Annotated in this window: 20 protein-coding genes; 13 read left to right on the top strand and 7 right to left on the bottom strand. The window is 63.6% G+C overall.

Annotation, left to right across the window (positions count from 1 at the left end; translation table 11 throughout):
* Nucleotides 1-19 precede the first annotated feature (19 nt).
* Nucleotides 20-1555 (bottom strand): HAMP domain-containing sensor histidine kinase, encoded by a 1536-nt coding sequence (locus KJQ96_RS19650; RefSeq protein ID WP_213288210.1) that lies wholly within the window; start codon nucleotides 1553-1555, stop codon nucleotides 20-22.
* Nucleotides 1556-1916: 361 nt separating this feature from the next.
* On the opposite strand from KJQ96_RS19650, the gene rpmH reads away from it, so the two are divergent.
* The 10 genes from rpmH (at nucleotide 1917) to dapE (ending at nucleotide 10938) form a co-directional block, all read left to right on the top strand.
* Nucleotides 1917-2051: a 50S ribosomal protein L34 gene (gene rpmH / locus KJQ96_RS19655; RefSeq protein WP_008542748.1), complete on the top strand. Its 135-nt coding sequence runs from the start codon at nucleotides 1917-1919 to the stop codon at nucleotides 2049-2051.
* Nucleotides 2052-2078: 27 nt separating this feature from the next.
* The gene (gene rnpA, locus KJQ96_RS19660) at nucleotides 2079-2528 is read left to right on the top strand and encodes a ribonuclease P protein component (protein WP_213288211.1); all 450 of its coding nucleotides are present in this window, start codon (nucleotides 2079-2081) and stop codon (nucleotides 2526-2528) included.
* A gap of 20 nt (nucleotides 2529-2548) precedes the next feature.
* Complete coding sequence (gene yidC / locus KJQ96_RS19665; protein ID WP_213288212.1) at nucleotides 2549-4420, top strand: membrane protein insertase YidC; 1872 nt, start codon at nucleotides 2549-2551, stop codon at nucleotides 4418-4420.
* A 151-nt stretch (nucleotides 4421-4571) separates the two neighbouring features.
* Nucleotides 4572-5222, top strand: coding sequence for a ribosome biogenesis GTP-binding protein YihA/YsxC (gene yihA, locus KJQ96_RS19670; RefSeq protein ID WP_213288213.1), 651 nt, complete (start codon nucleotides 4572-4574; stop codon nucleotides 5220-5222).
* The gene (locus KJQ96_RS19675; RefSeq protein ID WP_213288214.1) at nucleotides 5222-5593 is read left to right on the top strand and encodes a DUF423 domain-containing protein; all 372 of its coding nucleotides are present in this window, start codon (nucleotides 5222-5224) and stop codon (nucleotides 5591-5593) included. The genes yihA and KJQ96_RS19675 overlap by 1 nt, the downstream gene beginning before the upstream one ends.
* Before the next feature lie 192 nt (nucleotides 5594-5785).
* Nucleotides 5786-6682, top strand: coding sequence for an acetylglutamate kinase (argB, locus tag KJQ96_RS19680; RefSeq protein WP_213288215.1), 897 nt, complete (start codon nucleotides 5786-5788; stop codon nucleotides 6680-6682).
* A 95-nt stretch (nucleotides 6683-6777) separates the two neighbouring features.
* A complete protein-coding gene (locus KJQ96_RS19685) occupies nucleotides 6778-7764 on the top strand; it encodes a DUF1036 domain-containing protein (RefSeq protein ID WP_213288216.1) in 987 nt (328 codons plus the stop codon).
* Nucleotides 7765-7933: 169 nt separating this feature from the next.
* On the top strand, nucleotides 7934-8635 hold the full coding sequence (locus tag KJQ96_RS19690; RefSeq protein ID WP_213288217.1) for a pyrimidine 5'-nucleotidase: 702 nt from the start codon (nucleotides 7934-7936) through the stop codon (nucleotides 8633-8635).
* Between the two features lie 181 nt (nucleotides 8636-8816).
* A complete protein-coding gene (dapD, locus tag KJQ96_RS19695) occupies nucleotides 8817-9662 on the top strand; it encodes a 2,3,4,5-tetrahydropyridine-2,6-dicarboxylate N-succinyltransferase (RefSeq protein WP_213288218.1) in 846 nt (281 codons plus the stop codon).
* Nucleotides 9663-9771: 109 nt separating this feature from the next.
* Nucleotides 9772-10938 (top strand): succinyl-diaminopimelate desuccinylase, encoded by a 1167-nt coding sequence (dapE, locus tag KJQ96_RS19700; protein WP_213288219.1) that lies wholly within the window; start codon nucleotides 9772-9774, stop codon nucleotides 10936-10938.
* A 120-nt stretch (nucleotides 10939-11058) separates the two neighbouring features.
* On the opposite strand, the gene truA is transcribed toward dapE, so the two are convergent.
* The 3 genes from truA to def all read right to left on the bottom strand — a co-directional run bounded on the left by truA (nucleotide 11059) and on the right by def (nucleotide 13405).
* Entirely contained in the window at nucleotides 11059-11796 is a 738-nt protein-coding gene (gene truA, locus KJQ96_RS19705) for a tRNA pseudouridine(38-40) synthase TruA (RefSeq protein WP_213288220.1), read from the bottom strand.
* 123 nt (nucleotides 11797-11919) lie between these two features.
* Nucleotides 11920-12855, bottom strand: coding sequence for a methionyl-tRNA formyltransferase (gene fmt, locus KJQ96_RS19710; RefSeq protein WP_213288221.1), 936 nt, complete (start codon nucleotides 12853-12855; stop codon nucleotides 11920-11922).
* Between the two features lie 22 nt (nucleotides 12856-12877).
* Nucleotides 12878-13405 carry a peptide deformylase gene (gene def / locus KJQ96_RS19715; RefSeq protein WP_213288222.1) on the bottom strand — a complete coding sequence of 176 codons (528 nt, stop codon included), beginning with the start codon at nucleotides 13403-13405 and terminating at the stop codon, nucleotides 12878-12880.
* Between the two features lie 182 nt (nucleotides 13406-13587).
* Here def and KJQ96_RS19720 point away from each other — a divergent pair, with 182 nt between their 5' ends.
* The 3 genes from KJQ96_RS19720 to KJQ96_RS19730 all read left to right on the top strand — a co-directional run bounded on the left by KJQ96_RS19720 (nucleotide 13588) and on the right by KJQ96_RS19730 (nucleotide 16716).
* Nucleotides 13588-14796 (top strand): DNA recombination protein RmuC, encoded by a 1209-nt coding sequence (locus tag KJQ96_RS19720; protein ID WP_213288223.1) that lies wholly within the window; start codon nucleotides 13588-13590, stop codon nucleotides 14794-14796.
* A 74-nt stretch (nucleotides 14797-14870) separates the two neighbouring features.
* Entirely contained in the window at nucleotides 14871-15161 is a 291-nt protein-coding gene (locus KJQ96_RS19725; protein ID WP_213288224.1) for a GIY-YIG nuclease family protein, read from the top strand.
* A 193-nt stretch (nucleotides 15162-15354) separates the two neighbouring features.
* The gene (locus tag KJQ96_RS19730) at nucleotides 15355-16716 is read left to right on the top strand and encodes an MFS transporter (RefSeq protein ID WP_213288225.1); all 1362 of its coding nucleotides are present in this window, start codon (nucleotides 15355-15357) and stop codon (nucleotides 16714-16716) included.
* 163 nt (nucleotides 16717-16879) lie between these two features.
* Here KJQ96_RS19730 and KJQ96_RS19735 read toward each other — a convergent pair whose 3' ends face one another.
* The 3 genes from KJQ96_RS19735 to KJQ96_RS19745 are packed head-to-tail and all read right to left on the bottom strand — an operon-like array spanning nucleotide 16880 to nucleotide 18251.
* Nucleotides 16880-17299 carry a hypothetical protein gene (locus KJQ96_RS19735; RefSeq protein ID WP_213288226.1) on the bottom strand — a complete coding sequence of 140 codons (420 nt, stop codon included), beginning with the start codon at nucleotides 17297-17299 and terminating at the stop codon, nucleotides 16880-16882.
* A gap of 24 nt (nucleotides 17300-17323) precedes the next feature.
* On the bottom strand, nucleotides 17324-17929 hold the full coding sequence (gene recR, locus KJQ96_RS19740) for a recombination mediator RecR (RefSeq protein ID WP_028351632.1): 606 nt from the start codon (nucleotides 17927-17929) through the stop codon (nucleotides 17324-17326).
* Nucleotide 17930: 1 nt separating this feature from the next.
* Entirely contained in the window at nucleotides 17931-18251 is a 321-nt protein-coding gene (locus KJQ96_RS19745; RefSeq protein ID WP_057841937.1) for a YbaB/EbfC family nucleoid-associated protein, read from the bottom strand.
* Nucleotides 18252-18257 lie beyond the last annotated feature (6 nt).

Genomic DNA, 18257 nt, shown 5'->3' on the forward strand with positions numbered 1-18257 from the left:
AACGTGGCGCACCAATCGGTTACGCCCGCGCCCGCTCGTTGCGGACGCTCTGCAGTTCCACCGGGCGGTCGGGAATCGAGACGCGGAAGGTGGCGCCAATGGTGCCTTCGACCAGGTGGATGTCGCCGCCATGGGCGCGGACCAGCTCGGCGGCGATAGCCAGGCCCAGCCCGCTGCCGCCGGGGCGGCCGGAGGTCTGGAATGCCTCGAACAGGTGCTCGCGCGCCTTTGCCGGCACGCCCGGACCGGTGTCGGAAACCTCGATGATCGCGACCGAGCCTTCGCGGCGGCCGGTGATTCGGATCTGCAAGGTCGCGGCGTCGCCCTTGGGGCGGCTGTCGAGCGCCTGCACCGCGTTGCGCACCAGGTTGAGCAGCACGCGAAAGAGCTGGTCGGGATCGGCGTCGATGGAGAGCCCGCGCTCGATCGCATTGATCCAGGTGATCGAGGCGTCGGCGGCAAGGCCGGCGGATTCGCGCACCTCGGTGACCACGGGTTCGACCTGGATCAGGCGGCGGTCTGGCTCGGCCTCCTGAACGCGGCCATAGGACAGCGTCGATTGGCAGAAGTCGATGGCGCGCTCCAGCGAGCGCATCAGTTTCGGCGCAAAGCGCTGCACCCGCGGATCGGGCACACTGGCCAACTGATCCGACAGCAATTGCGAGGACGCCAGAAGATTGCGCAGATCATGATTGATCTTCGACACCGCAAGCCCGAGCGCGGCAAGCCGGCTCTTCTGGGAAAGCATCGAGACGAGGTCGCGCTGCATGTCGGACAGTTCGCGCTCGACGACGCCGATCTCGTCGCTGCGCTGGCTCGGCACGATTATGCGCGCCGCGCTTTCGGGGTTTTCGTGGAAGCCGACGAGATTGGCGGTCAGCCGTCGCATCGGGCGGACAAACAGATAATGCAGCGCGAGGTAAACCAGCCCCGCGGCCAGCATCGCGATCCCCAGCGAGACCAGCAGCAGGTTGCTGGAAAAGCGGTACATGGCAAGCCGCAACGGCTTTTCGTCGACCACGACTTCGATGAATTGGGCGCCGCCGGGCGCAGGTCCCACCACGCGGATGGTCTGGTTGCCTCGCTCCAGCATGGTCTCAAAGGACTCGACGATCGCGGACCACACCGTGAGCGTCCGCATGTCGATGTCACGGTCGATCGCCGGCGGCAGGTCCGCGCTGGCGAGCAGCCGACGCTGCTGCCCCATCTTGATGGCGACCGCCCGCGCGCCGACGCTGGTCAGAATCTGCCGGGCCAGCGAATCCGGGACCATGCCGAGCGGCGCGGCGTCCAGCACCAAGGCGGCAGTATTGGCCGCGGCGAGGCGGTCGTTCAGCCGGTTGGTCCAGAAGTTCGCGATCGAAGGCACGTAGATCATCAGGAGCGCGATCATCACGAGCGGGATGGTGAGCAGCAGGAGCTTGCCGGACAGGCCGAGCCGCCGCGGGCCCGAAGGCCGCGGCGCTTGACGAGTCGGCTGGTCGGTCGCTGACACGATTATCCGCCTTGATATCTCTGCTTTCGGAGCCCGCCGAACCCAGGCCGCGCGGCTCATATAAGTTCGCGTTCCCGTGATTCCGAGGATGCGTTTGGGCCACCGAACGGTCAAATTACCGATCGCTAATGTCCTGTGGTTCCAATGGTCCGGGCGCGTCGCCGTCTTGCCCCTGAAAACCCCACGAAAACAGATATATTCGCCCCAATTGCGACGTTTCAAAGAACGGCTGATGCGGCAGCCCCCGACATTGACGAAAACAGGTCGCTCCCGTATAAGCCGCGCCAATTGTCCGCGATGGCCCGGTTTCACCCGGGGGCGGCTCGCTGTGGGCCGTAAATGGCCCGTTTTCGGGCCGGCCCGCATCATCGGACGCATCTCAATCCAACAGGCACATTGCCCGGTCAGCGGAGAACTACCCGTGAAGCGGACTTATCAACCCAGCAAACTGGTGCGCAAGCGCCGTCACGGCTTCCGCGCCCGTCTCGCCACCGCAGGCGGCCGCAAGGTTCTCGCCGCTCGCCGTGCGCGCGGCCGCAAGCGTCTGAGCGCCTGAGCCGGAACCTTTCCGGAGATTTCATTCATGGATCGGCTGAGGCAGCGGGCGGACTTTCTCGCCGTTGCCAATGGCACGCGGGCCAACAGCGCTGCCTTCGTGGTGCAGCGCCGGGCCCGCGACGATAACGGCCCGATCCGAATCGGCTTCACCGTTACCAAAAAGAACGGTACTGCTACCGAGCGCAATCGCATCCGGCGCAGGCTTCGCGAACTGGTGAAGCGGCTGGACGTCATATCAATGCGACCGCACCATGATTATGTGCTGGTAGGCCGTCGCGCCGCGCTCACCCGCGACTTCGCAACCATGCTCGACGATCTCCGCTCGGCGCTGCATCGCCTCGACCGGCAGCCGACGGGCAAAGCGTTTTCGAGCGAAGTGGATTCCGGTTCGTGTGAAGAAAACGCGTCAAAACGAAAGCTGAGGGCCTCGGTTGCGACATCAGTCGGAACCGAAAGAGCCCGAAACCCGAATTGAATGGCGAGACCTCAAAAACGATGACCGACAACCGCAACACCATCCTCGCCGTCATTCTGTCCGGCCTCGTGCTGATCGCCTGGCAGTATTTCTACAACATGCCGCAGATGGAGCGGCAGCGGGCGCAACAGCAGACCCAGGCTGAACTTAACAAGTCGCAGCCGCCGGCGACCCCGGGCGCCACCCCGCAGCCGGGCTCGACGCCATCGGCCAGCACTCCCGGCCAGCCCGGCGCGGCCCAGCCGGTCGTCAGCCGCGACGCCGCGATTGCCGCCAATCCGCGCATCAAGATCGAGACGCCGCGCGTCTCCGGCAGCATCTCGCTGAAGGGCGCCCGCATCGATGACCTTTCGCTGGAGAAATTCCGCGATACCGTCGATCCGAAATCGCCCGCGATCGTGCTGTTTTCGCCGTCGAACACCGCGCATCCTTATTACGCGGAGTTCGGCTGGGTCGCCGCCTCGGGTTCGACGGCGCGGCTTCCCGATCGCGAGACGGTGTGGCAGCAGGAGGGTTCCGGCAGCCTGACGCCGAGCAACCCGGTGACGCTCAAATACGACAATGGCGAAGGCCTCACCTTCCGCCGCACCATTGCGATGGACGACCGCTATCTCTTCACGATCAAGGATGATGTTACCAATGTCGGCAGCGCGCCGGTCACGCTCTATCCGTTCGCACTGATCTCGCGCCACGGCACGCCTGAAGTCTCGGGCTACTACATCCTGCACGAAGGCCTGATCGGCTATCTCGGCGAAAAGGGCCTGCAGGAACACGGCTACAAGGCCGTCGCCGAGGCGCCAGTCCTGGGCAATGGGGGGCGCGGCTTCGAGTTTAATGTGACGAATGGCTGGCTTGGCATCACCGACAAGTATTGGGCCGCGGCGCTGTTGCCCGACACGTCGGCGCGCCTCAAGGCTCGCTTCCTCGCCGAACCCGGCGCCAAGGTTCGTTATCAGGCCGACTACCTGCAGGATCCGCAGACCATTGCGATCGGCGGCACCGGCAGCGCCAATGCGCGGCTGTTTGCGGGCGCCAAGGAAGCCGGCGTCGTCGGCATCAATTTCCCGCTCGCCGGCCACGGCGGCTACAACAAGCAGCTCGGGCTGAACCATTTCGACCTGTTGATCGACTGGGGCTGGTTCTACTTCATCACCAAGCCGATGTTCCTGGCGCTCGACTACTTCTTCCATCTGTTCGGCAATTTCGGCGTCTCCATCCTGCTGGTGACCCTGCTGATCAAGCTTTTGTTCTTCCCGCTCGCCAACAAGTCCTACGAGTCGATGGCGAAGATGAAGTCGGTGCAGCCGCAACTCGCGGCGCTGAAGGAAAAATATCCCGACGACCGGCAGAAGCAGCAGCAGGAGATGATGGAGATCTACCGCAAGGAGAAGATCAACCCGATCGCCGGGTGTCTTCCGATCGCGCTGCAGATCCCGGTGTTCTTCTCGCTCTACAAAGTGCTGTTCGTCACCATCGAGATGCGGCATGCGCCGTTCTATGGCTGGATCAAGGACCTCTCGGCGGCCGACCCGACCAACCTGTTCAACCTGTTCGGTCTGCTGCCTTTCGATCCGACGCATATACCGGTGATCGGATATTACCTCGCGCTCGGCATCTGGCCGATCATCATGGGTATCACGATGTGGATCCAGATGAAGCTGAACCCGACACCGCCGGATCCAACCCAGAAGATGATCTTCGACTGGATGCCGTTGATCTTCACCTTCATGCTGGCGGGCTTCCCGGCGGGTCTCGTGATCTACTGGGCCTGGAACAACCTGCTCTCGGTGGTCCAGCAGAGCTACATCATGCGCAAGAACGGCGTGAAGGTGGAGCTGTTCGACAATCTCAAGGCGACGTTCGCGCCGAAGAAAGCCGCCGAGAAGACGTGAGAGCTGCCGCACTGTTAGCAGTGCAAGCACCCTCCAACCCCGTCATGCCCGGCCTTGTGCCGGGCATCCACGTCTTTACGGTATTGGTGATAGAGGAAGACGTGGATGGCCGGGACAAGCCCGGCCATGACGATGGATCTGGGACCTTCGCATGACCGCCGAAACCGATGCGGAGCTGATCGAAGAGGGACGAAAACTCTTCGCCGGCGAATGGAAGTTCGTCTGGGCCTCGCCCTCGATCGAGACGCTGCCGCCGATGGCGGGCATGGAAGTGGCGTTTGCCGGCCGCTCCAATGTCGGCAAATCGAGTCTCATCAACGCGCTCACGGGGCGCAACGCGCTGGCTCGCACCTCGCATACGCCGGGCCGCACCCAGGAACTGATTTTCTTCGAAGGGCCTGACAAGGCCGGGCTGCGGCTAGTCGACATGCCCGGCTATGGCTATGCCTCGGCGCCGAAAACCAAGGTCGCCTCCTGGACCAAGCTGATTCATCAATTCCTGTTAGGACGCGCCACGCTGGCGCGGGTCTATGTGCTGATCGACGCGCGCCACGGCATCAAGGACGTCGATCAGGACGTGCTGAAGACGCTGGATAAATCCGCCGTGAGCTACCAGGTGGTGCTGACGAAAGCGGATCAAGTGAAGCCCGCTGAGCTGCAAAAGAACATCGCCGAGACCGCGGCCGCGCTCGCCAAGCATCCGGCGGCGTTTCCGGATGTCTTGGTGACCTCCTCGCGCACCAGCGCGGGCATGCCGGAACTGCGCGCTGCGATGGTGCGCCTGTTGAAAGAGCGTCGCTGATGAACCGCGCCGGCCGCATCCTGATCGTGCTCGCTGCCATCATGGGCGCTGACGGTGTCATGCTTGCGGCCGCCTCCGCCCATGGCGCGGATGCGTCGCGGCTGGCTTCCGCCTCGTCGATGCTGTTGTTTCACGCCAGCGCGGTATTGGGCGCCGTCGCGTTGGCCGAGCGCGGGATGGTTCACGCGAAAATCGGTATCGCGGCCGCTTTCGGCTTTGTTCTCGCAGCGAGCCTGTTCGCCGGCGATTTGACGTTGCGGCACTATGCCGGGCATGGGCTGTTTACGATGGCCGCGCCCACCGGGGGGACACTGCTGATCGCGAGCTGGCTGGCGCTGGCGGTTTCGGCGGCGTGGCCGAAGCCGAGGTAACGCCCAGATCTTGTGTCCCGGACGCGGTGCAGCGTGCAACGCTGCTCCGCAGAGCCGGAGTCGCGCGAAGCGCGATCCTGGGCGCGCTGCGCTGCGTCCGGGGCACGAGCCCCTGCAACATCGTCACTTTGCGCCCTGCCCGCCAATCGGATAGAACCCGGCCCGACATCCGAAAATGGCGAGACCCGCTTCATGACATCAGCGCAAGATATCAGCCCGCTCGATCAGGCCCGCATCCTGTCGGAAGCGCTTCCACATATGCAGCAATATGACGAGGAAACCATCGTCATCAAATATGGCGGCCACGCCATGGGTGCGGAGGAAACTGCCAAGGCATTTGCGCGCGACATCGTGCTTCTGGAGCAGACCGCGATCAATCCGGTGGTGGTGCATGGCGGCGGGCCGCAGATCGCGACCATGCTGAAGCGGCTCGGCATTCAATCGGAATTTGCCGCCGGGCTGCGCATCACCGATGCCGCCACGATTGAGATCGTCGAGATGGTGCTGGCGGGCTCGGTCAACAAGCAACTCGTCGGCTATATCAACGAAGCCGGCGGCAGGGCCGTCGGACTATCCGGCAAGGACGGCAACATGGTGAAGGCGACCAAGACGTCGCGGACCATGGTCGATCCGGATTCGAATATCGAGAAGGCGATCGATCTCGGCTTTGTCGGCGATCCCGACAAGGTCGATCTCACGCTGTTGAACCAGTTGATCGGCTATGAACTGATCCCGGTGCTGGCGCCGCTGGCGACCTCGCATGACGGCCACACGCTCAACATCAACGCCGACACCTTTGCCGGCGCAGTGGCCGGCGCGCTCAAGGCTAAGCGGCTGTTGCTGTTGACCGATGTTCCCGGCGTGCTCGACAAGTCGAAGAAGCTGATTCCGGAATTGTCGGTGAAGGACGCGCGAAAGCTGATCGCCGACGGCACGATTTCCGGCGGCATGATTCCGAAGGTCGAGACCTGCATCTACGCGCTGGAACAGGGCGTGCAGGGCGTCGTCATCATCGACGGCAAGATGCGGCACGCGGTGCTGCTCGAATTGTTCACCAACCAGGGCACCGGCACGCTGATCCATAAGTGATGCGCAAAGCGGCGAGGCGAACAGAGGCCGTCACGGCCGGGCTTGTCGAGTGGAGAACGAGGCCACGCCCTCTATCCGCTCTCACGCGCATTCTGATGTCGCTGCCGGCTGCGATGATCTCGCTGTTCGTTTCTTCACTGCCCGCGTTCGCCGACTTAAAGCTCTGCAACCGCATGAGCTACGTCGTCGAGGCCGCGATCGGCATCGACGAGAAATCGGCGACCGCGACGCGCGGCTGGTTCCGGATCGATCCGGCCGCCTGCCGGGTGGTGCTGCAGGGCGCGCTGACGGCCGACCGTATCCTGTTGAACGCCCGTGCGCTCGGCGTCTACGGCGCTTCGCCGATCCCGCAGAACGGCAGCGACACGCTGTGCATCGCGCCGGACAATTTCGTCATCGCCGCCGCCCGCCAGTGCCGCGGCAACCAGACGCCCGCGCCGTTCACCCAGATCACGCCGACGCGGACCGACGACGGCACCCTTGTCGCCTATCTGGCCGAAGATTCCGAGTATGACGACGAGCAGGCGCGGCTCGCCGGCATCCAGCGGCTCCTGGTGATCGCGGGCTATGACGCCGCGCCGATCGACGGCGTCGACGGGCCGAAGACGCAAGCCGCCCTGAGCGCCTTTCTGAAGAGCCGCGGACTGGCGGCCGAAATCGTGCAGTCGCAAAACTTCTTTGCCACCATGATCGACGCCGTGCAAAAGCCCTCCACCACAGGGCTGACCTGGTGCAACGACACGCCGCACAAGGTCATGGCGGCGGTCGCCACCGACGACGGCAAAGCGGTGACCAGCCGCGGCTGGTACCGCATCGATCCCGGCAAGTGCCTGCATCCCGATGTGATCGGCCAACCCAAACAGGTTTATAGCTTTGCCGAAGCCGTCGACGGCGAAAACCGCACTATCAAGTATCGGGACAAGCCGTTGAACTGGGGCGGCCCGAAACAGCTCTGCACGCGCGAAAGCAAGTTCGAGATATCCGAACAGGGCGATTGCGGTACGCGCGGGCTTGCCGCAATCGGGTTTGCGCCGATCGATATGAGTAGCGGCGGCAAGACGCTGCGATTTGCGATGCCGTAATGGGACACAATTCCATCGTCGTCCCTGCGAACGCAGGGACCCATAACCACCGAACTGAGTTTTGGCTACTGTGCTACCAACGAACAGAGGCAATGCGCACTGTGCTCATCAATAATCGCCGCGGCTTATGGGTCCCTGCTTTCGCAGGGACGACGGGTTTAGACAGCAAATGAAAACCACTTCGCCCCGCTCCTTCAGCCACATCGACACCTGGGTGTTCGATCTCGACAACACGCTGTATCCGCATCACGTCAATCTGTGGCAGCAGGTCGACGCGCGGATCGGCGAGTTCATCAGCGCTTACTTAAAGATCTCCGCGGAAGAAGCCCGCGTGATCCAGAAGGACTATTACCGCCGTTACGGCACCAGCATGCGCGGCATGATGACCGAGCACGGCGTGCGCGCCGACGATTACCTCGCCTATGTGCACCAGATCGATCATTCGCCGCTGGAGCCGAACCCGGCGATGGGGGCAGCGATCGCAAAACTTTCGGGGCGCAAGCTGATCCTGACCAACGGCTCGACCGATCATGCCGGCGCGGTGTTGAAGCGGCTCGGCATCGGCGAGCATTTCGAGGCGGTGTTCGATATCATCGCCGCCGAGCTGGAGCCGAAGCCGGCGCCGCAGACCTACGATAGGTTCCTGCGTGTCCACGGCGTCGATCCCCTGAGATCGGCGATGTTCGAGGATCTCGCCCGCAACCTCGTGGTGCCGCACCAGCTCGGCATGACCACGGTGCTGGTGGTGCCTGACGGCGCCAAGGAAGTGGTGCGCGAGGACTGGGAGCTGGAGGGCCGCGATGCAGCTTACGTCGATCATGTCACGGATGATTTGACGGGGTTTTTGGAGCGATTGGCGCAATCAAAGTAGGTCGTCATACCCCGCGAAGGCGGGGTATCCAGTAATCACCAGCATCTCGATCAATTACAGCGGCCGCGGCGTACCGGGTCACCCGCCTTCGCGGGTGACGACGGGGAGGGTTTGCCTTGACTCTCACCTCCCAAATCCCGAAAAAGCCCACCGACTTTGCCCAATCCCCCGAGGAATCCCGATGTCCCTGTCCGCGCTCGAATCCACCGTCAATTCCGCCTTCGATGCCCGCGACGGCATTTCGACGGCGACCAAGGGCGAGGTTCGCGAGGCCGTCGATCACGCACTCGAACTGCTCGACAAGGGCGAGGCGCGGGTGGCCGAGCGCGAGGCCTCGGGCAAGTGGAAGGTCAATCAGTGGCTGAAAAAGGCCGTGCTGCTGTCGTTCCGCCTCAACGACATGGGCCAGATTCCCGGCGGCCCCGGCCAGGCGTCGTGGTGGGACAAGGTGCCGTCGAAGTTCGAGGGCTGGGGCGAGAACCGTTTTCGCGATGCCGGTTTCCGTGCCGTGCCCGGCGCGATCGTGCGCCGCTCGGCGTTCATCGCCCGCAACGTCGTGCTGATGCCCTCCTTCGTCAATCTCGGGGCCTATGTCGATGAGGCGACCATGATCGACACCTGGTCGACGGTCGGTTCTTGCGCGCAGATCGGCAAGCGCGTGCATATTTCCGGCGGCGTCGGCATCGGCGGCGTGCTGGAGCCGCTGCAGGCCGAGCCTGTGATCGTCGAGGACGATTGCTTCATCGGCGCGCGCTCGGAAGTCGCCGAAGGCGTGATCGTGCGCAAGGGCGCGGTGCTGGCAATGGGCGTGTTCCTTGGCGCTTCCACCAAGATCGTCGACCGCGAGACCGGGGAAACCTTCATCGGCGAAGTGCCGGAATATTCGGTCGTGGTTCCCGGCGCCCTCCCCGGCAAACCGCTGAAGAACGGCCAGCCCGGCCCATCGACGGCCTGCGCCGTGATCGTCAAGCGCGTCGACGAGCGCACCCGCGCCAAGACCAGCATCAACGAATTGCTGCGGGATTAGGGCTCGAACCTAGATCCCTCCGATGCGCCCAATCTTCGGGCCGCGGGCTTTGCCGCCGACCGGAGCTACAAGGCTGGCCCGCCGCCGGTTTGGCGTGTTAAGCGGGGGTATGAATGATGCCGTCTCCATCACCCGCGATCTCGTCCGCTGCCCCTCTGTCACCCCTGCCGATGCCGGTGCGCTCGGCGTGCTCGAACGCCTGCTGAAGGACGCCGGCTTCGACGTGCATCGCGTCACCTTCGGCGAGCCAGGCACCGCCGATATCGACAACCTTTACGCCCGGATCGGCGACAGCGCGCCGCACATCACCTTTGCCGGCCATACCGACGTGGTACCCCCCGGTGACGAGGCCGCGTGGACGCATGGGGCGTTCTCCGGCGAGGTCAAGGACGGCTTTCTCTATGGCCGCGGCGCGGTCGACATGAAGGGCGGCATCGCCTGCAGCGTCGCAGCCGTGCTGCAATATCTCGCCGACAACGGCGGCAAGCCCCAAAGAGATGGCAAGGGTTCGATCTCGTTTTTGATCACGGGTGACGAAGAGGACATTTCGGTCAACGGCACCATCAAGCTGTTGAAGTGGTGCGCCGAGCGCGGCGAAAAATTCGATCATTGCGTGCTCGGCGAACCTTCCAACGTCGAAGTGCTCGGCGACTGCATCAAGATCGGTCGCCGCGGCTCTCAGTCCGGCACGCTCTATGTCGAGGGCGTGCAGGGCCATGTCGCCTATCCTCATCGTGCATCGAACCCGGTGCCCGATATTTCCCGGCTGATCGTAGCGCTCTCTGACGAGCCGCTCGACCATGGCAGCGCGCAATTCCAGGCCTCTAACCTCGAGTTCACTTCCGTCGATGTCGGCAATACTGCCAGCAACGTCATCCCCGGACAGGCGCGTGCAAAATTCAACATCCGCTACAACGACAATCACACGCAGGAAAGCTTGCGCGCGCTGGTCGAGGAGCGGCTGGCAAAGGCCTGCGGCAACCGCATCCGCGCCCGCATCGTGTGGGAATATTCCAACTCCAACGTGTTCGTGACGAAGCCGGGCGCGTTCACCGATCTCGCGGTAAGCGCGATCGAGGACGTCACCGGACGCAAGCCGGAGCTCTCGACTTCCGGCGGCACCTCGGACGCGCGTTTCATTTCGAGCTATTGCCCGGTGATCGAATTCGGCCTCGTCGGCCAGACCATGCACCAGATCGACGAGCGCACGCCGGTATCCGATCTGGAGAAGCTGACGAGGATTTATCGGGGGGTGTTGGAGCGGTATTTTGGATAGGCTCTCATTGTCCGCGCAGAATTGTAGGATGGGTGGAGCGCAGCGATACCCATCTCTCGCCGCGAACACGATGGGTATCGCTTCGCTCCACCCATCCTACAAGATCGCCAGTGTGGGGGCCTAATACTCCACACTCACCAGATACAGCCCCTCCGGCGGGGCCACCGGGCCGCAGGCGGCGCGGTTACGGGCGGCGAGCGCCGCTGCGAGGTCGTCGGCGCTCCAGCGGCCTTCGCCGACCCAGACCAGTGAGCCCACCATCGAGCGCACCTGGCTGTGCAGGAACGAGCGCGCGGAAGTGAGAATCGAGACCTGATCGCCTTGCCTGATCACGTCGAGCTGGTCGAGCGTCTTCTCCGGCGATTTCGCCTGGCACTCGGTGTCGCGAAACGTGGTGAAATCGTGCTTGCCGAGCAGCCTCTTGGCTGCGGCGTCCATCGCATCTGTATCGAGATGCCGCGGCACCCGCCAGCTCCGCTTGATATCGAGCGCGAGATTGGCGCGGTGGTTGGTGATCCGGTAGCGGTAGTGGCGTCGCTTGGCTGAAAAACGTGCCTCGAAATCATCGGCCACGATCTCCGCCGAGAGCACACCGATCGGATGCGGGCGCAAATGCGCGTTCAACCCATCGCGCAGGCGGCCCAGCGGAAACGGCTTTTGGATATCGCAATGCGCGACCTGCGCCAGCGCATGAACCCCGGCATCGGTGCGGCCCGAGCCATGGACGCGCACGTCCTCACCGCAGATCGCCTTCACCGCGGTTTCCAGCGCGCCCTGCACGGTCGGCGCGTTATCCTGGATCTGCCAGCCGGAGAACGGCGTGCCGTCGTATTCGATGATGAGTTTGTAGCGGGGCATCTCAATCCAATGGAACCTGTCATCATCCGCGAAAGCGGATGATCCAGTACGCCGCGGCTCCTCGAGTTCAATCTCAAAAGCCGCGGCGTACTGGATACCCCGCCTTCGCGGGGTATGACAGTGTTAAGAAAACCGCCCACCAGCCTTCAGCGGCGTACCGCGCAGGAAATCTGCGGCCTTCATCCGCGCCTTGCCTTCACGTTGCAGTTCCAGAATTCGGATCGCGCCGTCGCCACAGCCGATCGTCAAATCATCGTCGAGCACCTCGCCGGGCGCACCTGAACCTTTCGCCAACTCACAGCGCAGAATCTTGATCCGCGCCGGCTCGCCGTCGGTAGCCAACTCGCACCAGGCGCCCGGAAACGGCGACAGCCCGTGAATATGCCGCAGCACCTCGCGCGCCGACCGCTTCCAGTCGATCCGCGCCTCGGCCTTGTCGATCTTGGCGGCATAGGTCACGCCGTCTTCGCTCTGTTCCTTGAGCTGTAACCCGCCGCGCTCGAGCCCGCCCATGGCGCGCACCATCAGGTCGGCCCCGAGCGGCGCCAGCGCATCGTGCAGATCGGCCGCCGTCATGGAGTCCGTGATCGCGAGCCGCTCGGCCATCGCGACGTCGCCGGTATCGAGGCCAACATCCATCTTCATCACCATCACGCCGGTCTCGGCATCGCCTTCCATGATGGCGCGGTTGATCGGGGCGGCACCGCGCCAGCGCGGCAGCAGCGAAGCGTGCAGGTTGAAGCAGCCGTAGCGCGGCGCGTCGAGAATGGCCTGCGGCAGGATCATGCCGTAGGCGACGACGACGGCGGCGTCGGCATTGTGCGCGCGGAATTCGGCGAGCGCTTCCGGCGTCTTCAGCGTTGTGGGCGTCAACACGGGAATCCCAAGCCGGCGCGCTTCCTGCTCGACCGGGGTCGGCTGCAATTGCAGCCCACGGCGACCGCCCGGCTTCGGCGCGCGGGTGTAGACGGCCACGACCTGATGGCCGTGGGCCACGAGTTCGAGCAGCGTCGGCACTGCAAAATCGGGCGTGCCCATGAAGATCAGGCGGAGTGGCATAACAAGAACTCGGTGCGTTCGCTCACCCCGCCGCGCGCTTGGCAGCCTTGGTAAACTTCTTCATCACGCGGTCGCGCTTCAACTTCGACAGATAGTCCACGAATAGCACGCCGTTGAGGTGGTCGATCTCATGCTGGATGCAGGTGGCGAACAGGCCATCGGCGTCCTCCTCATGCACCTTGCCGTCGAGATCGGTAAAGCGGATGCGGACCCGCGCCGGGCGTTCGACCTCCTCGTAATATTCGGGAATCGAAAGGCAGCCCTCCTCGTAAACAGACATTTCCTCGGACGAGGAGATGATTTCCGGGTTGATGAACACCCGCGGCTTCGGCTTGGTCTCGCCGTTCTCGTCCTTCTTGGCGAGGTCCATGGTGATCAACCGCACAGGTTGCGCGACCTGGATCGCGGCCAGACCGATGCCGGGCGCGTCGTACATGGTTTCAAACATGTCGTCGGCGAGCTTGCGGATCTCCGTCGTCACCTTTTCGACAGGTTTGGAGACGAGCCGCAACTGCTTGTCCGGCAGGATGATGATTTCTCTGATGGCCATGATTTTTCTCTGGCGCGGGATTTAAGCCGCTGACCTGCCGGGGTCAATCCGCCGCGGCGGCCGTTAAGGCGGCCTTAACCATGATTTTTAAGGCGGCGTTAACCACGAAAATTGATCCAGCGTTTACCATAAATGTTCCCTCTTCGTTCGCTTCAAGCGGCGAATCGGGCTACAAGGCTGACATGAACGAAATTCTCTTCACCGTCGGCGACCTGCCGATTCACGTGGGCGAGGCGCTGGCGGGCTTCGGTGCGCTGGCATTGGTGCTGCTGCTGGCGATTGCCATCGTCATCGCCCGCTCCGGCCGCCGCGGCGCGGAACTGGCAATGGCGCAGGCGATCCGCGCCGACGAGCTGGAAGAGCGGCTGAGCGAGATGCTGCGGGCGCAGAGCGAATCGACGGGGCGGGTCGACGCCATGGCGCAGGCGCTGGCCGGCCGCCAGGCCGAGATGGCGCGCGCGGTCAACGAGCGGCTGGATTCGGTGACGCATCGCGTCGGCCAGTCGATGGAAGCGACCACGCGCCACACCATGGATAGCTTGCGCGTGCTGCATGAGCGGCTCGGCATCATCGACAACGCGCACAAGAACCTCACCGACCTGACCTCGCAGGTGACGACCCTGCGCGACGTGCTCGCCAACAAGCAGTCGCGCGGCGCCTTCGGCCAGGCGCGGATGGAAGCGATCGTGCAGGACGGCATGCCGCAGGGCTCGTACGAGTTCCAGTACACGCTGTCGTCGGGCAAGCGGCCGGATTGCGTGGTGTTCCTGCCGGATCAGCGCCCGCTCTGCATTGACGCCAAGTTTCCGCTGGAGGCAATGACCGCGCTGCACGATGCGCGCAGCGACGAGGAGCGCAAATTCGCCACGCAGCGCCTGCGCAACGACGTGATGAAACACGTCAATGATATCGCCGAGAAGTACCTGATCGCCGGCGAGACCCAGGATACGGCGCTGATGTTCGTGCCGTCGGAATCGGTCTACGCCGAAATCCACGACGGCTTTGACGACGTGATCCAAAAGGCCTACCGCGCCCGCGTCGTGCTGGTGTCGCCCTCGCTATTGATGCTGGCGATCCAGGTGATGCAGCAAATCCTGAAAGACGCGCGCATGCGCGATGCCGCCGACCAGATCCGCACCGAAGTGCTCAATCTCGGCGACGATCTGGGCCGCTTGCGCGACCGCGTGCTGAAGCTGCAAAAGCATTTTAGCGACGTCAACGAGGACGTCCGCCAAATCCTGATCTCCGCCGACAAGATCGAAAAGCGCGCCGGGCGGATCGAGGAACTCGATTTCAGCAAAACCGATGCGCCGGTGGAGGTGCCGCGCGTGGTCAAGGGCGGAACTGCCGAACTGTTCCCTGCGCCGCGCAAGCTGCAGGCGGGGGAATAGTTTCTTCGGGCGACCGCAAACCGAGCTGTCATCGCCCGGCTTGATGTGGCGACCCAGTATCCCAGAGACGGCGATTGGGAACACGCAGCTACTACGTCTACATTCTGGCCAGCCGCATCGGCGGCACGCTTTACATTGGCGTGACGAACGATCTGATCCGGCGCGTTGGCGAGCATCGCCTCGAACTGATGAAGGGCTTCACAAAGAAATACGGCATTCGCAAGCTGGTCTATTTCGAACAGTTCGAGAATGCGATCAGTCGCGAAAAACGACTGAAGAAATGGAATCGAGCTTGGAAAGTCCGATTGATCGAAGAGCTCAATCCCAATTGGGACGACCTCTATCCGAGTATCGCTGGCGCTTGAATATCCCGGCGTATCCAAGTTTCCCACTGTCATACCCCGCGAAGGCGGGGTATCCAGTATTCTGCGGCAGTCATTGTTGACAACTAAATTCGCCGAGTACTGGATCGTCCGCCTTCGCGGACGATGACAGTCTTTGGGCGGCCACGGCAATGACCGTTTTTATTGGCACCCCGAAATCTGCTAACACCCTGCCATGACAACACCTGAAGCCGCCTCCTCGACATCGGCCGCCCCCGCGCCAAACTGGCGCGAGGCTTGGGCCGTGTACCTGCAGCCGCGCGTACTGATCGTGCTGGTGCTCGGCTTTTCGTCCGGACTACCGCTGGCGCTGTCCGGATCGACGCTTCTGGTGTGGATGCGCGAAGCCGGCGTCGATCTCGGAACCATTGGGCTGTTCGCGCTGGTCGGCACACCCTACACGCTGAAATTTGCCTGGGCGCCGCTGGTCGATGCGCTGCATGTGCCGATCTTCACGCGCGCGTTCGGCCGCAGGCGCGGCTGGCTGGTGTTCTCGCAACTGCTGCTGATCGGCGCGATCCTGCTGCTGGCGCTGACCGACCCGGCGCGCTCGCCGCTGTTCGTGGCGCTCGGCGCACTTCTGGTCGCGACCATGTCCTCGACGCAGGACATCGTGGTCGACGCATTCCGCGTCGAGAGCCTGCCCGAAAGCGAACAGGCCGCCGGGATGGCCTCCTACGTCGCGGCCTACCGGATCGGCATGTTGGTCTCGACCGCCGGCGTGCTGTTCCTCGTAAGCGCGTTCGAGGACACCGGCACCGGGCGTAGCTCAGCGTGGATGTGGGGCTATGTTGCGATGGCCGCGCTGGTGCTGATCGGGACCGTCACGGCGCTGGCCGCCACCGAGCCTGAACAATCGGTGCGCGCGGAGGCCAAGACCCACGACGAGGCTGCATTCTCGCGCGTCATGCATGCCGCGATCGGGGCGTTCTCTGAATTTCTGGTTCGCAGGCATGCCTTGACGGTGCTGGCCTTCGTGGTGCTGTTCAAACTCACCGACGCGTTTTCGGGCACCATGACCGCGCCGTTCGTGATCGACCTCGGCTTCACCCGCAACGACTACGCCGCGATCGTCAAGGGCGTCGGTCTCGCCGCGACCCTGATCGGCGGCTTTGCCGGCGGCTATGTGGCGCGGCGATATTCGCTGGTCGCGAGCCTCTGGATCGGCGGCGTGCTGCAGGCGATCTCCAATCTGGTGTTTGCGTGGCTCGCCTTTGTCGGCACCAACCAATGGGCACTGGCCGCCGCCATTTCGGCGGAAAACTTCACCGGCGCGATCGGCACAGTGATCTTCGTCGCCTATCTCTCGGCGCTATGCCAGAACCCGTTGCATACGGCGACCCAATACGCGCTGCTCACCGCACTGGCCGCTGTCGGACGCACCTATCTATCCTCCGGCGCCGGCTATGTGGCGGAGACGACGGGCTGGCCGCTGTTCTTCGTGATCTCAGTTGCGGTCGCGGTGCCAAGCCTGTTCCTGCTGGCGTGGCTGCAGCGGCGCGGGCATTTTGCGGCGGTGGGGCCGGTGAAGGTTTAGGTTCCTGTCGTCCGGGCCAAGCGAAGCGCGCGCCGGGACCCATAACCACGAATCTTCATTGTTGAAATGCGCCGAAGCTCCAGCGCGGTCTAACCACGAGCACCTGCGATTATGGGTCCCTGCGTTCGCAGGGACGACGAAGATCGATGCAAGACGCGTCGATCTAATGCTTGGTCACCACGCTCCACTTCGTGATCACGGCTTCGCTGATCTGCCCGGCGTCCTGCGCGCAGGCGACTTCGTCGACCTTGACCGAGATTTCCTTGCCGATGAAATTCTTCAGTTGCGCGGCCTGGGCGTCGCTGCTGGTGACGAGCTGAAACGTTTCGGGGCCGGTTTCGAGATTGCAGAGCCCGTTCGGCGGCGGCAGCCGGCGCGGCTCGCTGGTGATCTGGTAGGTCGCGGCGCGCTTCTTGCCGCCCTTCATGGCATTGAGTTCGCCGGACAGCACGTCGCCGGCCTTGATCGGCTTGCCGGGCTTCGGCGCCGGCTCGGCCTGCTGCGCCCATGCGGAAGGCGCGATCAAGGTCGCCGCCATGAAGACCGCAAAACAATAGCGCTTGCCGAATCGTGGTTTCGTCATGTCGATCAGTTCCGTTGGTGATGGCTAGAACAGCGTGCGCTGCCGCATGGCAGCCGATAGCGTACCTTCGTCGAGATAATCAAGCTCGCCGCCGACCGGCACACCATGGGCAAGCCGGGTGATTTTGACGTTGGCGTCCTGCAGGAGATCGGTGATGTAATGGGCGGTGGTCTGGCCGTCGACCGTGGCGTTCAGCGCGAGAACGATTTCGCTGACTTGCGACTCGTGCGCGCGGGCCACCAGCGCGTCGATGGTGAGGTCCTGCGGACCGATGCCGTCGAGCGGCGACAATGTGGCGCCGAGCACGTGGTAGCGGCCGTTGGTCGCGTTCGCGCGCTCCAGCGCCCAGAGGTCGGCGACATCGGCGACCACGACGATGGTCGAGGGATCGCGCCTGGGGTCGGTGCACACGGTGCAGGGATTTTGGGTATCGATGTTGCCGCAGGTCTTGCAGACCTGAATCCTGTCGATTGCCACCTGCAGCGCGCCGGCCAGCGGCGTCATCAGCGCCTCGCGCTTCTTGATCAGATGCAGCGCTGCGCGCCGCGCCGAGCGCGGCCCGAGCCCCGGCAGGCGCGCCAGGAGCTGGATCAGGCGTTCGATTTCAGGGCCGGCAACGCTTGCGGCCATTTCAGGTGAGACCAAGTCCGGGCGGCAGGCCGAGCCCACCGGTCAGCGCCTGCATCTTTTCCATCGCCGCGGTTTCCGCCTTGCGCCGCGCGTCGTTTTGCGCGGTGACCAGCAGGTCCTCGAGCACTTCGCGCTCCTCGGCCTTCATCAGCGACGGATCGATCTTCACGCCCTTCACTTCCATCTTCGCAGTCATGCGAACGGCAACCAGCCCGCCGCCGGAAATGCCCTCGACCTCGAGATTGCCGAGCTCTTCCTGCATCGCCTGCATCTTGGATTGCAGCTCCGCCGCCTGCTTCATCATGCCGAGAAAATCAGCCATTCATCC

The organism is Bradyrhizobium sp. sGM-13, assembly GCF_018398875.1.
Lineage (GTDB): Bacteria > Pseudomonadota > Alphaproteobacteria > Rhizobiales > Xanthobacteraceae > Bradyrhizobium.

What these genes read in the sequence shown, in the direction of transcription:
- KJQ96_RS19650 (WP_213288210.1), bottom strand. Translation starts at nt 1,555, where the DNA reads ATGAGCCGCGCGGCCTGGGTTCGGCGGGCTCCGAAAGCAGAGATATCA.
- rnpA (WP_213288211.1), top strand. Translation starts at nt 2,079, where the DNA reads ATGGATCGGCTGAGGCAGCGGGCGGACTTTCTCGCCGTTGCCAATGGC.
- yidC (WP_213288212.1), top strand. Translation starts at nt 2,549, where the DNA reads ATGACCGACAACCGCAACACCATCCTCGCCGTCATTCTGTCCGGCCTC.
- yihA (WP_213288213.1), top strand. Translation starts at nt 4,572, where the DNA reads ATGACCGCCGAAACCGATGCGGAGCTGATCGAAGAGGGACGAAAACTC.
- KJQ96_RS19675 (WP_213288214.1), top strand. Translation starts at nt 5,222, where the DNA reads ATGAACCGCGCCGGCCGCATCCTGATCGTGCTCGCTGCCATCATGGGC.
- argB (WP_213288215.1), top strand. Translation starts at nt 5,786, where the DNA reads ATGACATCAGCGCAAGATATCAGCCCGCTCGATCAGGCCCGCATCCTG.
- KJQ96_RS19685 (WP_213288216.1), top strand. Translation starts at nt 6,778, where the DNA reads ATGTCGCTGCCGGCTGCGATGATCTCGCTGTTCGTTTCTTCACTGCCC.
- KJQ96_RS19690 (WP_213288217.1), top strand. Translation starts at nt 7,934, where the DNA reads ATGAAAACCACTTCGCCCCGCTCCTTCAGCCACATCGACACCTGGGTG.
- dapD (WP_213288218.1), top strand. Translation starts at nt 8,817, where the DNA reads ATGTCCCTGTCCGCGCTCGAATCCACCGTCAATTCCGCCTTCGATGCC.
- dapE (WP_213288219.1), top strand. Translation starts at nt 9,772, where the DNA reads ATGAATGATGCCGTCTCCATCACCCGCGATCTCGTCCGCTGCCCCTCT.
- truA (WP_213288220.1), bottom strand. Translation starts at nt 11,796, where the DNA reads ATGCCCCGCTACAAACTCATCATCGAATACGACGGCACGCCGTTCTCC.
- fmt (WP_213288221.1), bottom strand. Translation starts at nt 12,855, where the DNA reads ATGCCACTCCGCCTGATCTTCATGGGCACGCCCGATTTTGCAGTGCCG.
- def (WP_213288222.1), bottom strand. Translation starts at nt 13,405, where the DNA reads ATGGCCATCAGAGAAATCATCATCCTGCCGGACAAGCAGTTGCGGCTC.
- KJQ96_RS19720 (WP_213288223.1), top strand. Translation starts at nt 13,588, where the DNA reads ATGAACGAAATTCTCTTCACCGTCGGCGACCTGCCGATTCACGTGGGC.
- KJQ96_RS19730 (WP_213288225.1), top strand. Translation starts at nt 15,355, where the DNA reads ATGACAACACCTGAAGCCGCCTCCTCGACATCGGCCGCCCCCGCGCCA.
- KJQ96_RS19735 (WP_213288226.1), bottom strand. Translation starts at nt 17,299, where the DNA reads ATGACGAAACCACGATTCGGCAAGCGCTATTGTTTTGCGGTCTTCATG.
- recR (WP_028351632.1), bottom strand. Translation starts at nt 17,929, where the DNA reads ATGGCCGCAAGCGTTGCCGGCCCTGAAATCGAACGCCTGATCCAGCTC.
- KJQ96_RS19745 (WP_057841937.1), bottom strand. Translation starts at nt 18,251, where the DNA reads ATGGCTGATTTTCTCGGCATGATGAAGCAGGCGGCGGAGCTGCAATCC.